This is a genomic window from Heyndrickxia acidicola (genome assembly GCF_001636425.1).
GTDB lineage: Bacteria > Bacillota > Bacilli > Bacillales > Bacillaceae_C > Bacillus_AE > Bacillus_AE acidicola.
Map to the genome: position 1 here is coordinate 527015 of NZ_KV440953.1, position 15340 is coordinate 542354.

Genomic DNA, 15340 nt, shown 5'->3' on the forward strand with positions numbered 1-15340 from the left:
TTGGGTGTCCTTTTTGCTTTTTTGGAAGGAAAAATTGCAGGGAGGGGTTCGGAGTATTTTATTGTCTAATTTTTATCTTTTTCTAAACAAGGGATGTGTAAAATGTTGATAACTGCTCATTTTTTAGCTCAGTGAAACTGATGTTTCACTGAGCTAAAAACACCATTGTCCTTTAACAAACCTTTACGAAAAAAAGGGGAATTTAAGTGAGATGCCGCATGCTGATTTTAGCAGAAAATGTATCTCTTTTAACGACATTTGTAAAAGGAAGGTGAAGGAACATATCATTTGGTAGCGGTTTCAATTCTTTGAAAAATCATATTGCATAAATATAGTAAAAGTGTATACTATTTTCTGAAGGACGAAACTTATCGTTCATGAAAGTGATATTTTAGGAGGTTACCAACAATGGCAGCCGAACAGGGTGCAGATAAACACACACTTGAAGAAAAGCATGATGTATTAAAATCAACACAGACCGTAATTCGCAAAGCTTTGGACAGACTGGGCTACCCTGAGGAAGTATATGAATTGCTTAAAGAGCCGATTCGTATGCTTACTGTTAAAATTCCAGTCCGTATGGATGATGGATCCGTTAAAATTTTTACTGGGTACCGTGCACAGCATAATGATGCTGTCGGTCCGACTAAAGGAGGAGTACGCTTTCATCCAAATGTGTCGGAAAAGGAAGTAAAGGCATTGTCCATTTGGATGACGTTGAAATGCGGAATTGTAAACCTTCCATATGGAGGGGGAAAAGGCGGCATCATTTGCGATCCTCGCGATATGTCATTCCGCGAGCTTGAGAACCTAAGCCGCGGCTATGTCCGGGCGATCAGCCAGATTGTAGGACCTACAAAGGATATTCCAGCTCCGGATGTCTTTACAAATTCACAAATTATGGCGTGGATGATGGATGAATACAGCCGTTTAAAGGAAAATGATTCTCCAGGCTTTATTACTGGTAAACCTCTTGTCTTAGGCGGATCTCATGGCCGTGAATCAGCAACAGCCCAGGGGGTAACCATTTGTATCCGTGAGGCTGCAAAAAGACGAAATATCAAAATTGAAGGCGCGAGAGTCGTCATTCAAGGCTTTGGAAATGCAGGCAGTTTCCTAGCTAAATTCATGCACGATGCTGGAGCAAAGGTAATTGGAATTTCTGATGCTTATGGCGCCCTCCATGATCCTGAAGGCTTGGACATTGATTACTTGCTTGATCGAAGAGACAGCTTTGGTACAGTAACAAAGCTTTTTAATAATACGATATCGAATAAGGAATTGCTTGAACTTGACTGTGATATTTTAGTTCCGGCTGCAATTGAAAATCAAATTACCGAAGATAACGCACATAATATTAAAGCGCAAATTGTAGTAGAGGCAGCGAACGGCCCAACGACTCTTGAAGCAACTAAAATTCTGTCTGAACGCGGTATACTTTTGGTTCCGGATGTCCTTGCTTCTGCCGGCGGCGTAACCGTTTCTTACTTTGAATGGGTTCAAAATAATCAGGGGTATTACTGGACTGAAGAGGAAATTGAAGAAAAGCTTGAAAAAGTATTGGTCAGCTCCTTTGAAAATGTATACAATACTGCTGAAACCAGGCGGGTCGATATGCGGTTGGCTGCTTATATGGTTGGTGTACGGAAATCAGCTGAAGCTTCCCGTTTCAGAGGCTGGATTTAATTTTTGTTCTAAAAGTAAACAGCAATAATTTTATTTTATCCGGGCAAGATCATTGCAGGAAGACAAAAAATCTCCTATCATAATCGATGGGAGATTTTTTATTTTTGGGTCTATTTATTTTCTATGTTGATAACTGCTCGTTTTTTAGCTAGCTTAAAGGTGTGTAAAACGGCTGTTTTCCACTAATGAGCTAAAATCAACAGAGCTCTTTAATAAAACCATCTATATAGAATGGTTGTAGCCTTATTAGCTAAGGCTGTTTTCGGATTGATTGTTGCATTTCATACAATAGATCAATTCCGTTTTCGGTTGCGCTTTCGTGTATATTTTTTGTAATCTAATCACAAGTTTTAATACAGAACCTGTTGTTTTTTTATTTTCATATGTTCAATTACAACAGAGTTTACGAATAGAGCCTTAGTAAGAACAAGGCTCTATTAAAGAGCAATGATAATTTTATCCCTTTGTTGATTAGAGCAAAAGGCGAAAGACTCCTGCTTAGAAAAGTCAGTTAGGGGAGACCCTGCAGGAGCATGCCGCGAGCAGTCCCCTGCCGCCACGAAAAGCGAGTGCCTTCAGCAGAAATCAACAGGCAAGATTAACAGAAACAAATACAAAAAGAACGGATTTCTTCTAATTATTAATTGTTGCTTCGTATTATTTCGAACTAAGTTTGCAGTCTGGTATGTAAATTACGAATAGCGATTATAGAATAAAGCTGTTATGACAGAGGTGAAAGTAATGCAAAAAGAAGATTGTGTAATTATTGGCGGCGGGCCATGCGGGCTTGCTGCTGCCATTGCTTTAAAGGATGCAGGTAAAATTCCTTTAATTATTGAAAAAGGAAATATCGTTAATTCAATTTTTAACTATCCAACGCATCAAACATTTTTTAGCTCAAGTGAAAAGCTTGAAATTGGTTCTGTTCCATTTGTCAATGAAGAATTAAAACCAAAACGGAATCAGGCTCTTGTTTACTACCGGGAAGTAACAAAGAGAAAGAACCTGAGGGTAAATCGTTTTGAAAGGGTAGAAAAAGTAGAAAAGCAGGAAAACGGTTTATTTAAAGTGGTATCAGAAAAACAAGTATATGAGACACCTTATGTCATTGTGGCTACAGGGTATTATGACCACCCCAACTATTTAAATATACCGGGGGAAAGCCTTGACAAGGTTTTCCATTATTTTAAAGAGGCACATCCATTTTTTGATACGGATGTGGTAGTAATCGGGGGTAAAAATTCAGCTGTGGATGCAGCAATTGAATTAAATAAAGCAGGTGCCCGTGTTACCGCTTTATACAGAGGCACCAAATACTCTGAAAGTGTTAAACCGTGGATCTTGCCTGAATACGATGCCTTAATTCGAAATGAACACATTAAATTGGAATTTGGTGCACATTTGACCGAAGTTACAGAAACACAAGTTGTCTATCAAAAAGGAAATGAGCTAAAAAAGATAAAAAATGATTTTGTATTCGCGATGACAGGCTATCATCCTGACCATTCCTTTATTAAAAATATGGGAGTTGAACTGGATGCCGTTACAGGAAGACCCGTTCACAATCCCGAAACAATGGAAACAAACATTGAAGGGATTTTTATTTCAGGGGTTATTGCTGCAGGAAATAATGCGAATGAAATTTTTATTGAAAATGGGCGTTTTCATGGCGGCCTGATTGCTGCTTCTATTGCAGACAGAGAATAAGAACCGTGCTGCCCCCTGCTCATTGGTGTACCGATTTTATAATCTTGACTGAGATAAAGAAAACTAGATGTTGACTTTTCGCAGGGAGGAAACGCAGAAAATCAATGGGCGCTGGAACTAGACAGAGACTATATTGGTTAAATGATTTAACGAATAAATCTTAAATAAAAATCGGTGAAAGCCGATTTTTTATTTTTAGCAGGAAATTACAAAATGCTAAAATCTGTAGATATTTTTCTTGTCCTACTACAGGCGGCACCAAACAAGCGCAAATTGCGCCGAGGAGGCTCTCTGACTGCCCTGCGGAAAGCGAGTGTCTGCAGCGGAATAACAAAGGCGTTTGAAAAGCAGATTAAGTGAAAATATGCTGGTGAACATGCATAATTAAGCTCATACTCTACAGTAAAACAACCATTGTAAGAATCCGTTGAATAAGGGAATAAACACAGGATAATTTAATAAGTATATGTTTTCCAAGATATGAAAAAAGGGAAGTTGAAACGAATTAAATGAAAAACTAATCTTTTCTAATGTCACGCAATCCTTCTTTTTTAGTGTAAAATATTGAGTAGAAAGGGTGAAGGAATTGAAAAAGAAAGTATCGCTCATTACAACGGGGGGAACCATTGCAAGTAAAACAATTGAAAATGGCTTACTTTCATCTGGCGCCTTAACGGGGGATGAATTAGCTGCTCTTTGTCAATTACCGGATGATATTGAAATAAGAGTCATTAACTTGCTTCAGCTTCCGTCAATGCATATTGATTTTGGAAAAATGGATTACATAAGAAAAGCGATTGAGAAAGAACTGCTGGATGAAACGGTTTCGGGCATCGTAGTGACACATGGTACTGACTCTTTAGAGGAGACTGCCTATTTTCTTGATTTAACAATTAATGATCCAAGACCAATTGTGATTACAGGTTCACAGCGTTCACCTCATGATGTTGGTACAGATGTATATTCAAATTTGAGAAATTCTATTTTTGTTGCCACAGATACGATTCTGTCAGATGTAGGTGTAGTAGTTGTTTTCAATGAAAGAATTTACTCAGCCAGGTATGTAAAGAAAGTTCACGCTTCAAATTTACAAGGCTTCGAGTCGTTTGGCTATGGCTATTTAGGCATAATTGATAATGATGTGGTAAGTGTTTATCAAAAACCAATAATTCATGAGACACATCAATTAATAAAGGAAATTCCAAGGGTAGAAATCATTAAGTGCTACAGTGGTGCAACAGGAATGTTTATTGATGCTGCCACTCAGCATCAAGTAGAAGGGATTGTGCTTGAAGGGGTTGGTAGAGGCCAGGCTGCACCAAGCATGGTTGATTCAATTCAAAATGCGTTAAACAAAGGAATGAAAATTGTTGTAACTACCAGTGCAGAAGAAGGGAAAGTATATCCAGCCTACAGCTACTTGGGAAGTGCTCACGACCTGCTGGAGCGCGGAGTTATTCTTGGAGAAGATTATGACAGCAAAAAGGCAAGGATAAAGTTAGCTGTCCTATTGGCAAGCTATGAGGATATTGACCCGGAATATTTTAAAAAGTAGAAGATAAATCTTTTTGTTTTGCCGCTAATTAAAATGCAATAACTTAACGGATAAATGCATCAAAAATTTTAACCATGTTAAAGGCAATAATCTATGAATAATCTATGAGGAAATAGCCTTAAGTAAAGAAAGGGAATGAAAAGAGGGTATACTATGCTGATGGTTTTGTCAGCTGGAATTGCTCCGGGCCTTGCACTGTTAAGCTACTTTTATTTAAAAGACCAGTTTAATCCTGAGCCAATCCGCCTGGTGGTCAAAACGTTTCTATTGGGTTCTGTCATCACTTTTCCTATAATGTTTATCCAGCATGTTTTAACAACAGAGAATATTTTTATGGGGCATATTGCCAATGCCTTTTTAGCTTCCAGTCTTCCGGAAGAATTTTTTAAATGGTTCATTGTTTATTTTGTAATCTTTCATCACGACCAATTTAATGAGCCATATGATGGAATCGTTTATTGTGTCAGCGTATCTCTTGGTTTTGCAACGGTTGAGAACATTTTGTATATTCTGGCGAATGGTCTTCAAGTTGCACTTGGAAGAGCGCTGATGCCAGTTTCAAGCCATGCCTTGTTTGGTGTAATTATGGGCTATTATTTTGGGAAAGGGAAATTTACCATCGATAATAAAAAGGCCAGCTGGCTCTTTATGGCACTCATAATCCCTTATCTGCTACACGGATTATATGATTATATTTTTCTCATTGAAAAGCGATGGGTAACGTATATTATTCCCTTTATGCTTTTTTTGTGGTGGCTGGGTATGAGGAAAGTGAAGCATGCCAGACATTTAACCAGAAAAATGCATGAAAAAGTGCAATTGGCCGGAAATCAGAATTTTGATTGATCACTGTCTGTATTTTTCTTTTAAATAGGCTCTATTAAAGGACTCTGTTGTTTTTTAACTTATTTTTCAGATCAGCTGAAAAATGATCTGAAAACGAGCAGTTATCAACATAGGAATTTAACAAAGCCTTTAAAGAAATAGGTATAATAGCCTGACTAGAAAGAAATATACCAAATAGATATTTTCTAGGGTTTTTTTTGCATAGATTGTTGCTTTTCGTATAATGGATAAATCGCTAAGTTGCCTGTCTTCACGGCATCTTTTCGTAAGCTATTCACAAATTTTAATTCATAACCTGTTATTTAAATCATTAATTATGTCAAACAGGAACAAAGTAGACAAAAAGAGCCTTTATTAAACAATTGGACAATTAAACGTTCAATTGTTTTTTTATTGAATAAAATCCCTCTGTCAACAAAAACTAGGCGTAAATATGTGATGGGGGGTTGAAAGATTGAAGGACAGTAATGTTAAAAAGGGGCTTGCAGCCTTCTTTTTAGGCTTCATGGTATTAACTTTGCGTAATGAACCAGCGCATGCTTTTACCAATCAGGTAATCCAGCGGGGAGCAGTTGGCGATGATGTAATAGAATTACAGGCACGCCTTCAATATATCGGGTATTTTAAAGGGCAGATTGATGGTGTTTTCAGCTGGGGTACATATTGGGCATTGCGTAATTTTCAGCAAGCGTATGGTCTACCTGTTGACGGGCTGGCGGGGGATTCGGTGAAAAATAAATTAGTGGATGTCTCTAAATATGATAAGGGGTATGTAAAATCACAGATTAATTCAATGCGTCCATTTACCTATTATGGGGGGGCTCCTCGCAATCAAAATCCAGGCACCAAACCGCCTGCAAGCTCCTCTTCATCTGCCGGACAAACGACAACGAATACAGGTGCTTTAAATGTTCCAAATGGTTTCTCCCAAAATGATATCAAGCTTCTGGCAAATGCCGTTTATGGAGAATCGAGAGGTGAGCCGTTTATCGGACAGGTTGGCGTTGCAGCAGTAATCTTAAACCGTGTGCAAAGCCCTTCTTTTCCTAATACTGTTTCGGGAGTTATTTTTGAACCTGGAGCTTTTACAGCTGTTTCCGACGGTCAAATTTGGCTGACTCCAAATGAAACAGCCAAAAGGGCCGTGATTGATGCTATAAACGGATGGGATCCAACTGGACATGCGCTTTATTATTTTAATCCTGATACTGCCACGAGCAAGTGGATATGGTCGCGGCCGCAAATTAAAAAAATTGGGAAACACATTTTCTGTAAGTAAGGGGGGGAATTGAATGTATAAAAGTATTATCATTGTAGTATTAGTATTGGCAGTAGTAGGAACAGGAGCGTGGGGCTACCAGCAGCACCGCCAAAAGCAAGCCGCTTTAGTAAACGCAGAAAATAATTATCAAAGGTCTTTTCACGAACTAAGTTATAGAATGGATTTGCTTCACGACAAAATCGGGTCAACGCTTGCCATGAATTCGCGCAAGTCTCTTTCACCATCTCTGGCAGAAGTATGGAGGATAACTTCAGAAGCCCATAACGATGTGGGACAACTGCCGTTATCTCTTATGCCTTTTAATAAAACCGAAGAATTTTTAAATAATGTTGGGAATTTCAGCTACCGTACTGCCGTGCGAGATCTTGATAAAGAGCCTTTAACAGATAAGGAGTATGGAACGCTTCAAAAGTTATATGGCCAAAGTGGGAATATCCAGGATGGGTTAAGGCAGGTTCAATATTTGGTTCTAAAAAACAATCTACACTGGATGGATGTGCAGACAGCACTTGCAAACGGAAAGCAAAGTTCTGACAATACCATTATAGATGGTTTTAAGACCGTAGATAAAACGGCAAGCAGCTATTCAGACGCACCTACGGAAAATCCTAATTTTGTCAATATTCAAAAGAAGGATGAGAACTTTAGAAATTTAAAGGGAAAATCCATTTCCAAGCAAGAGGCCATTCGTATTGCCGAGAAGTATTCCAATATGAAAAAACCGTTAAAAGTAAAAGTGACACAAAATAGAAAGGGCTCTAAATATGGTTTTTACAGCATTTCTATTGTAGATAAGAATCATAATGAAGGATACTTGGACATCACCAAAAAAGGCGGTTTCCCCATTTGGTATATCGAAAGGCGTAATATCGGTAAACAAAAGCTCAGTTTAAATGAAGCGGCGAACAAGGCAGCAGCATTTTTAACGAAAAATCATTATCAGCATATGGATTTGTTCGAAAGCTCACAATATGACACAATTGGAGTCTTCTCCTTTGTTACTAGTCAAAATGGTGTTTTTATTTACCCTGAAACAATTAGAATGAAGGTGGCTTTGGATAATGGACAAATCATTGGATTTACCGCAGATGATTATTTGAAAGCGCACCATGATAGAAAGCTCCCAAAACCAGTTCTTTCACTAAAAAAAGCTCGCACGTATGTGAATCCAAAAATAAAAATTATGGAAGAAAGATTAGCAGTAGTAGTAAATGACTTGGGAAAAGAAGTGCTTTGTTATGAATTTCTAGGTACAATGGGAAATGATACGTACAGAATATATATTAATGCAAAAGATGGAGCCGAAGAAAAGGTCGATAAACTGCAAAATGCAGAGAAGATTTATAAAAATACACTATAAAACAGGCAGCACTTCTCCTTCGTTAAGAAGAGAAGTGCTTTTTCTTGTAAAAAATAATAATATTTTCCTTAAAAGATAAAGTCTAGAAAAATCAGTCTATTTATGTCATAATTATAAGGAGGGATAGAATAGAAAGGGCTTGCTGTTATGTTAAATATTGGAGCATCTTTAACGATGGAACCCGCCAACTCAAAACATGAAAAATTTAGATGCAAAGTTGCGGATATAGAGGAAAACCGAATCTATATAGATTATCCGATAGATATTCGAACCAATCGGACTGTTTTTCTTTTGAATTCCCAATCACTTGATATTATCTTTATAGACGAAAAACAAAACGCATATAAATTCAGAACGCAGGTAGTAGGAAGAATTAAAAAGGAAATTCCGCTCGTTATATTGGAGCTTCCTGAAGAAGATAAGATAGAAAAAATCCAAAGGCGTCAATTCGTTAGGGTTGAAACGGCTGTAGACACCGCCTTGCATTTCCGCGAATCAAATATGCACATTCCAACGGTAACAACCGATCTCAGCGCAGGAGGCTGTGCTGTAATATTGCCATTAGATTCCATCCCGAATGACCAAGAAGAAGGAGAAGGGATTTTTGTATTTCCGATGTCATCGGGCGAATATCATTATCTTCAGCTGGAATTTAAAGTCATACGCACATGGGAAGAAGCAGGCAGCAGGAAAGTCTCTCTTCAATTCAGGCAGTTGCAAGAAAAAGAGCAGCAGCTGTTGATTCGTTTTTGCTTTATCCGCCAATTACATCTAAGGAAGAAAGGCTTAGTAATCAACTGACAGCCGAGTTCAAAGGTTTGTTAAACAGCCGATTTATCCGAATGTCTGAAAAACAACAGACTCATTATACATAGCCTATGAATAATGCAGGATGAACAAAAGCATAATAGAAAGTAGTATACATGCCTTTCCAGGAGTGAAAACAATGAAGTTTATTGAAAGGTGGCTTTTAAAGCTAGTCATCCTGCACTTTATTTTGCTGATTACTGTACAAATGATATTTCATCAGTTTCATTTTCTTGGCCAGCTTCAAAAAATTACTCTTTACGAGGGTGTAAATAGCAATACCGAAACCCCGATAATGGAAACATGGAATAGAAGATAAGAAGACATTAAGTCTTCTTTTTTTTTGTGGAATTCTTATTTTGAAGGAATTGGAAATACTCAGTATTTAACATTTGGCTGTGTTAAAGAACGCTGTTGTTTTTTAGCTCATTCCTTTCTTTACTGTAAAATGAACAAAAAAACGAGCAGTTATCAACATTGAATTTAACACAGCCTAAAATTTATGAAGAGATTTTTTTTATTGGAAACTCTTATGGTAAAATAAGAAGGATTACTTAAAATCATGTAGAAATGAAATAGAATGGGTGAAGCTGTAATGAAGAAAAAAATCCGAATTGCGATTGACGGACCGGCAGCGGCAGGAAAGAGCACGGTAGCGAAAATAATAGCTGAAAATCTTTCGTTTATTTATATTGACACGGGTGCTATGTACAGATCCTTAACATATAAAGCACTTCAAAAACAAGTGGATCTTCAGGATGAAGATGCACTTGCTGACCTTCTTTATAATACGACTATTGAACTAAAACCCGGAAGCGAAGGCCAAATTGTTTTGGTAGACGGGCAGAATGTTACAAGCCTGATTAGAGAATCTAATGTAACAAACTCTGTATCCCAAGTTTCAAAATATCGCCTGGTGCGTGAAGAGATGGTTAGAAGACAGAAGGTGCTTGCCAAGGACGGCGGAGTTGTAATGGACGGCCGGGATATAGGCACACAGGTGATTCCGGATGCAGAGCTAAAAATATTCCTATTGGCCAGCGTTGAAGAGCGGGCCGAGCGACGTCATTCTGAAAACCTGGCAAAGGGCTATCCCTCTGAGCTTGAACAGCTAAAGCTGGAAATTGAGCAAAGGGATAAACTGGATTCTGAAAGAGAAGTATCTCCATTAAGAAAAGCAGAAGATGCTGTGACCATTGACACTACTTCGTTATCTATTATGGATGTAGTAGATAAAATCATGACACTAGCTTTGGAAAGGAAAGAGTGAATGTGACATTCTATATGTTCGCAAAAAGGGCAGTCTGGCAGCTTTTAAACCCGATTTATCGATTTGAAATCATTGGGCTTGAGCATTTCCCTAAAGATGGGGGTGTACTTCTGTGCTCAAATCATATTAACAACCTGGATCCGCCGGTTGTAGGGATTACTGCCCCGAGACCCATTATTTTTATGGCCAAGGAAGAACTGTTTAAATCCCCTTTTATGAAAAAGCTTATGATAAAGCTCAACGTTTTCCCTGTAAAGAGAGGGAAGAATGACAGAGAAGCGCTAAGAATGGCATTAAGTGTTTTAAAGGAGAATCAGGTTTTAGGTGTGTTCCCAGAGGGTACTCGAAGTAAAACAGGAGAGCTGGGGAAGGGCATGGCAGGAGCCGGTTTCTTTGCCTTAAGGACAAAAGCAAATGTTGTTCCCTGTGCCATTATTGGCCCATACAAACCATTTAAAAGGCTGAAAGTAGTATATGGCCAGCCAATTGATATGGATCCTTTAAGGCAAAATAAAAAAAGTGCAGAGGAAGCAACAGAAGTGATTATGAATGAAATCCGTAAACTTATGGAAAAACATCGGTCTTGAGTGTCTTTGCTTGACAAAAAGCCTTAATTGTTAGAAGTTTATATTAGTAGTTTTTTTTGATTAGTATGAATTTAAATGAGAGCTTCGGTCTTTTGAAATGGGCGAATAAAAAGTTTTGTTTAATAACCGATGCCAGAGGAAATCTTTGACATTAAAGCCCCGAAGCCGTAGCTGACTAATATGATTCAGCAGTCGGATAAAGGAGGAATACATAATGACAGAAGATATGAATCAAGTAGAGGTAAGGTCTTTTTCAGAAAATGATAAAGTTAAAGGAACTGTAACAAAGGTGGAAGAGAAACAAGTTCTAGTTTCCATCGAGGGCAGCAAGCTTGACGGAATTATTCCGATCAGTGAGTTATCGAGCCTCCATATTGAACAGGCTTCAGATGTTGTGAATGAAGGCGATGTACTTGATCTGGTTGTAACGAAAATTGAAGAAGAAGCATTAATTGTTTCCAAACGAAAAGTGGATGCTGAAAAAGCCTGGGAGGAAATGCAGCGCCGTTTTGAAGACAATGAAATTTTCGAAGCGGAAGTCAGCGATGTAGTCAAAGGCGGTCTTGTCATTGACTTAGGTGTAAGGGGATTTGTTCCTGCATCTCTTGTTGAAGACCGTTATGTTGAAGATTTTTCTGATTATAAAGGAAAAACACTTACCTTTAAAATTGTGGAGCTTGATCGTGAAAAAAACCGCTTAATTTTATCACACCGTGCCGTTCTTGAATCTCAAAAAGCTAATCGTAAAAAACAAGTACTTGAGTCGATTGAAGTTGGACAAGTCCTTGAAGGTACAGTACAGCGCTTGACAGATTTTGGTGCTTTTGTAGATATTGGCGGTGTAGATGGGCTTGTCCATATTTCACAGCTTTCATATGAACATGTTGCGATGCCTTCTGATGTTGTGAAAGAGGGAGACAAAGTGAAGGTAAAGGTCCTTTCGGTTGATCGTGACAATGAAAGAGTCTCACTTTCCATTAAAGAAACACTGCCTGGCCCTTGGTCTAATATTGATGAGAAAGCTCCTCTCGGTTCTATTCATACAGGCACAGTGAAAAGAATTGTTTCTTTTGGAGTATTTGTCGAAGTATTTCCTGGAGTGGAAGGGCTTGTCCACATTTCACAAATTTCACACAAGCATATCGGGACACCTCATGAAGTGTTGAAGGAAGGCCAGGAAGTAAAAGTGAAGGTATTGGATGTAAATGCAAGTGAGCAAAGATTATCCTTAAGCATTAAGGAACTTGAAGAAGCTCCAGCCTCTGAAAACCATGATTTTGAGCTTCCTGAAGAAACAAAAGGATTCTCTCTTGGTGATATGATCGGAGATAAATTAAAAAGCCTAAAAAAAGATTAATATTTATAAAAAAGAGTTCTCAATAAGGGAGCTCTTTTTCTATTTTAGAGGCTGTTGTTTATTAGTGTTTATTCCTATAGCAGTTCAAGAATGGGAAATGGAATTTTTAGTCCCAGTTGAAAGGATTAAAAACCAATTTTCGTCACCATCGGCTCAAGGTCATAAGCCAAGCCAGACATAAGGGTAAAGATCAACCCTAATGTCTGGCTCGTCTTATGCTGGTCGCCGATAAGCGGGCAGCTTCCGCTTTTCTAAGATGTCCAGTTCCGGGCTCCAGCGGCTAGCAGACTTTCGGTCTTCTCCCTATGATAAGTCAACATCGAAAAGCTTTCGCTTTTCGTGTTTCCTTTATCTCAGTCGAAGCCCTAAAAAGTCTGTACGCCGCTAAACGTCGCCCTCCACTTTTCAATATGTCCAGCTTCAGCTGCCATCGGCTCGAGGTCATAAGCCAAGCCAGACATAAGGGTAAAGATCGACCCTAATGTCTGGCTCGTCTTATGCTGGTCGCCGATAAGCGGGCAGCTTCCGCTTTTCTTGCTACCTCTGATTTTTTCTTGCTTCTTCTGGGCTTTCCATTCTTGTGGCTCCGTCATAATGAAGGGCTTGGTCTCGGTTCGACTCCACGGTGCGGCTTGCTTTTAATTTCTTTTCCTGACGATCTTTTCCCATATTAAACACCTCCTATTATAAGGTTTTCACTATAAATTTTTGTTATTCATGGTTAGAGTTCATTATCTTTTCCCATAATGGGAGTGAGGTGATGTAGAAATGGATGGAGAGATGTTTTTAGGTTTCTTATGGGCTGTGTGGCTAATTGCAACATTTTTTTTGAATAAGCAAAATTCAATGAGAATTCCGGCTGCAGCCTTGTCGTTAATTTTGATTATTTCTTATCCTTATAGTATTCCGATTTTTTCATTTTCCATTAAATTACCCGCATTATTATTGCTTGCTATAGGGTATTACTATCTTAATTCCCTTTCATTTACAAGGAAATTATATATGATATTGTCGGTTATGATAATCACTTCCGGTTTTACTGGTGCTATGTTAATGGAATTGTATGATCCCATCTGGATGTTCATGGATAGAAGGCTTATGCTTGGTGGCATGGTCTTTCTTTTGGGACAGTTTTTATACCCTCAATCTTTATATAAGTGTCTTTCTAGTATGGTGATCGCTGCTATACATGGTGAGATTCTCTTTTCCATCTTTTTGTCAAAATGGGGAATTCACTATCCCATAGCATCTGACCCATTTTTAGATATTTGTTCCGTTTATTTATCGTTTACAATTATCTGGCATCTTATAAATCAACTCTCAACTTTTATGTCTGTACGGCAATCTGTGAAAAATGAAAGACAGTATTAGGCAGGCCAGGAACTGTTTTAAAAGTGGATTGCCTGCTTAGGATATTATTGTTAAACTATTAAAGTTAAGTTTGAAATGATATTCCGAAGAGCAGCTTCTAAATATATATCATTATGACAGAACAGATATAAATGAGTACGATTAAAAGGGTAAATAGAAAGGGTGATTAAAATGACAAAACCAGTTGTCGCCATAGTAGGACGTCCGAATGTAGGGAAATCAACGATTTTCAACCGTATTGCGGGGGAAAGGATTTCAATTGTTGAAGACATTCCAGGTGTTACCAGAGATCGTATCTACAGCTCAGCCGAGTGGTTAACTCATGAATTTAATCTTATTGATACAGGCGGGATTGACATTGGAGATGAGCCATTTCTTGAGCAAATCAGGCAGCAGGCGGAAATAGCTATTGATGAAGCGGATGTCATAATATTTTTAACAAGCGGCCGCGAAGGCGTCACATCTGCAGATGAAACGGTAGCGAAAATATTATATAAAACAAAAAAACCGGTTGTCTTAGGGGTAAATAAAATTGATAATCCTGAAATGAGGGACCAGCTTTACGATTTTTATGCATTAGGATTTGGGGAACCATTTCCGGTTTCTGGTTCACATGGTATTGGACTTGGGGATCTTCTGGATGAGGTTGCCAAGCATTTTCCTAAGGATGAAGATGCAGAATATGATGAAAACACTATAAAGTTTTCTTTTATTGGACGTCCGAATGTAGGAAAGTCGTCATTAGTGAATGCAATTCTGGGCGAAGAACGTGTTATTGTAAGTGATATTGAAGGGACTACAAGAGATGCAGTTGATTCTATGTATACATATGAAGACCAGGATTATGTCATCATAGATACGGCTGGTATCAGAAAAAAAGGGAAAGTATACGAAAGCACAGAAAAATATAGTGTATTGCGCGCTTTAAGAGCAATTGAACGTTCCGATGTTGTTTGTGTTGTTTTAAATGGGGAAGAGGGCATAAGGGAACAGGATAAAAAAATTGCCGGCTACGCACATGAAGCAGGAAGAGCTGTCATTATTGTGGTGAATAAATGGGATGCGGTCGAAAAAGACGAGAAAACCATGAAAGTTTTTGAACAAACTATCAGGGAGCACTTCTTATTCTTAAGCTATGCACCCATTGTCTTTTTATCAGCCAAAACAAAGAAAAGAGTCTTTTCTTTGTTGCCAGTTATTCAAAGAGTCAGTGAAAATCATGCAATGCGTGTACAATCCAGTATTTTAAATGACATCATATCAGATGCCGTTGCGATGAATCCGACCCCGACGGATAATGGGCGCAGATTACGAATTTATTATACTACCCAAGTGGCGGTAAAGCCGCCTACCTTTGTTGTTTTTGTTAATGAGCCTGAACTTATGCATTTTTCTTATCAGCGTTTCCTTGAAAACCGTATCAGAGATTCATTTGATTTTGAAGGTACGCCAATCCGAATTATACCTCGTCATAGAAAATAATATGGCAGGGTAAATTTTAAATAATAAGCA

General features: G+C 38.3%; 14 protein-coding genes. 13 read left to right on the forward strand and 1 reads right to left on the reverse strand.

Features of this window, described 5'->3' with window-relative positions; all coding sequences use genetic code 11:
* The first annotated feature begins 408 nt into the window (after positions 1-408).
* From A5N88_RS02460 to rpsA, 11 genes are all read left to right on the forward strand, one after another.
* Positions 409-1686: a Glu/Leu/Phe/Val family dehydrogenase gene (locus A5N88_RS02460; protein ID WP_066262613.1), complete on the forward strand. Its 1278-nt coding sequence runs from the start codon at positions 409-411 to the stop codon at positions 1684-1686.
* A gap of 741 nt (positions 1687-2427) precedes the next feature.
* Positions 2428-3393 carry a YpdA family putative bacillithiol disulfide reductase gene (locus A5N88_RS02465; RefSeq protein WP_066262614.1) on the forward strand — a complete coding sequence of 322 codons (966 nt, stop codon included), beginning with the start codon at positions 2428-2430 and terminating at the stop codon, positions 3391-3393.
* A gap of 586 nt (positions 3394-3979) precedes the next feature.
* A complete protein-coding gene (locus A5N88_RS02470; RefSeq protein WP_066262616.1) occupies positions 3980-4948 on the forward strand; it encodes an asparaginase in 969 nt (322 codons plus the stop codon).
* Between the two features lie 153 nt (positions 4949-5101).
* Positions 5102-5794: a glutamic-type intramembrane protease PrsW gene (prsW, locus tag A5N88_RS02475; protein ID WP_066262626.1), complete on the forward strand. Its 693-nt coding sequence runs from the start codon at positions 5102-5104 to the stop codon at positions 5792-5794.
* Between the two features lie 505 nt (positions 5795-6299).
* A complete protein-coding gene (gene sleB, locus A5N88_RS02480) occupies positions 6300-7073 on the forward strand; it encodes a spore cortex-lytic enzyme (protein ID WP_066270169.1) in 774 nt (257 codons plus the stop codon).
* A gap of 13 nt (positions 7074-7086) precedes the next feature.
* On the forward strand, positions 7087-8436 hold the full coding sequence (ypeB, locus tag A5N88_RS02485; protein WP_066262630.1) for a germination protein YpeB: 1350 nt from the start codon (positions 7087-7089) through the stop codon (positions 8434-8436).
* Positions 8437-8583: 147 nt separating this feature from the next.
* Complete coding sequence (locus A5N88_RS02490) at positions 8584-9237, forward strand: flagellar brake protein (protein WP_066262633.1); 654 nt, start codon at positions 8584-8586, stop codon at positions 9235-9237.
* A gap of 145 nt (positions 9238-9382) precedes the next feature.
* Positions 9383-9562, forward strand: coding sequence for a DUF5359 family protein (locus tag A5N88_RS02495; protein ID WP_066262635.1), 180 nt, complete (start codon positions 9383-9385; stop codon positions 9560-9562).
* Positions 9563-9838: 276 nt separating this feature from the next.
* On the forward strand, positions 9839-10513 hold the full coding sequence (gene cmk, locus A5N88_RS02500; protein WP_066270173.1) for a (d)CMP kinase: 675 nt from the start codon (positions 9839-9841) through the stop codon (positions 10511-10513).
* Positions 10510-11100 carry a lysophospholipid acyltransferase family protein gene (locus A5N88_RS02505; protein ID WP_232317505.1) on the forward strand — a complete coding sequence of 197 codons (591 nt, stop codon included), beginning with the start codon at positions 10510-10512 and terminating at the stop codon, positions 11098-11100. The genes cmk and A5N88_RS02505 overlap by 4 nt, the downstream gene beginning before the upstream one ends.
* Positions 11101-11314: 214 nt before the next feature.
* Complete coding sequence (gene rpsA / locus A5N88_RS02510; protein ID WP_066262637.1) at positions 11315-12457, forward strand: 30S ribosomal protein S1; 1143 nt, start codon at positions 11315-11317, stop codon at positions 12455-12457.
* 537 nt (positions 12458-12994) lie between these two features.
* Here rpsA and A5N88_RS02515 read toward each other — a convergent pair.
* Complete coding sequence (locus A5N88_RS02515; RefSeq protein ID WP_066262640.1) at positions 12995-13126, reverse strand: YpzI family protein; 132 nt, start codon at positions 13124-13126, stop codon at positions 12995-12997.
* 99 nt (positions 13127-13225) lie between these two features.
* Between A5N88_RS02515 and A5N88_RS02520 the strand changes: the two genes are divergently transcribed.
* The gene (locus tag A5N88_RS02520; protein ID WP_066262643.1) at positions 13226-13828 is read left to right on the forward strand and encodes a YphA family membrane protein; all 603 of its coding nucleotides are present in this window, start codon (positions 13226-13228) and stop codon (positions 13826-13828) included.
* Positions 13829-13999: 171 nt separating this feature from the next.
* On the forward strand, positions 14000-15310 hold the full coding sequence (der, locus tag A5N88_RS02525) for a ribosome biogenesis GTPase Der (RefSeq protein WP_066262649.1): 1311 nt from the start codon (positions 14000-14002) through the stop codon (positions 15308-15310).
* The last annotated feature ends 30 nt before the right edge of the window (positions 15311-15340 follow it).

What these genes read in the sequence shown, in the direction of transcription:
- A5N88_RS02520 (WP_066262643.1), top strand. Translation starts at nt 13,226, where the DNA reads ATGGATGGAGAGATGTTTTTAGGTTTCTTATGGGCTGTGTGGCTAATT.
- rpsA (WP_066262637.1), top strand. Translation starts at nt 11,315, where the DNA reads ATGACAGAAGATATGAATCAAGTAGAGGTAAGGTCTTTTTCAGAAAAT.
- A5N88_RS02495 (WP_066262635.1), top strand. Translation starts at nt 9,383, where the DNA reads ATGAAGTTTATTGAAAGGTGGCTTTTAAAGCTAGTCATCCTGCACTTT.
- A5N88_RS02460 (WP_066262613.1), top strand. Translation starts at nt 409, where the DNA reads ATGGCAGCCGAACAGGGTGCAGATAAACACACACTTGAAGAAAAGCAT.
- der (WP_066262649.1), top strand. Translation starts at nt 14,000, where the DNA reads ATGACAAAACCAGTTGTCGCCATAGTAGGACGTCCGAATGTAGGGAAA.
- sleB (WP_066270169.1), top strand. Translation starts at nt 6,300, where the DNA reads ATGGTATTAACTTTGCGTAATGAACCAGCGCATGCTTTTACCAATCAG.
- ypeB (WP_066262630.1), top strand. Translation starts at nt 7,087, where the DNA reads ATGTATAAAAGTATTATCATTGTAGTATTAGTATTGGCAGTAGTAGGA.
- prsW (WP_066262626.1), top strand. Translation starts at nt 5,102, where the DNA reads ATGCTGATGGTTTTGTCAGCTGGAATTGCTCCGGGCCTTGCACTGTTA.
- cmk (WP_066270173.1), top strand. Translation starts at nt 9,839, where the DNA reads ATGAAGAAAAAAATCCGAATTGCGATTGACGGACCGGCAGCGGCAGGA.
- A5N88_RS02465 (WP_066262614.1), top strand. Translation starts at nt 2,428, where the DNA reads ATGCAAAAAGAAGATTGTGTAATTATTGGCGGCGGGCCATGCGGGCTT.
- A5N88_RS02490 (WP_066262633.1), top strand. Translation starts at nt 8,584, where the DNA reads ATGTTAAATATTGGAGCATCTTTAACGATGGAACCCGCCAACTCAAAA.
- A5N88_RS02515 (WP_066262640.1), bottom strand. Translation starts at nt 13,126, where the DNA reads ATGGGAAAAGATCGTCAGGAAAAGAAATTAAAAGCAAGCCGCACCGTG.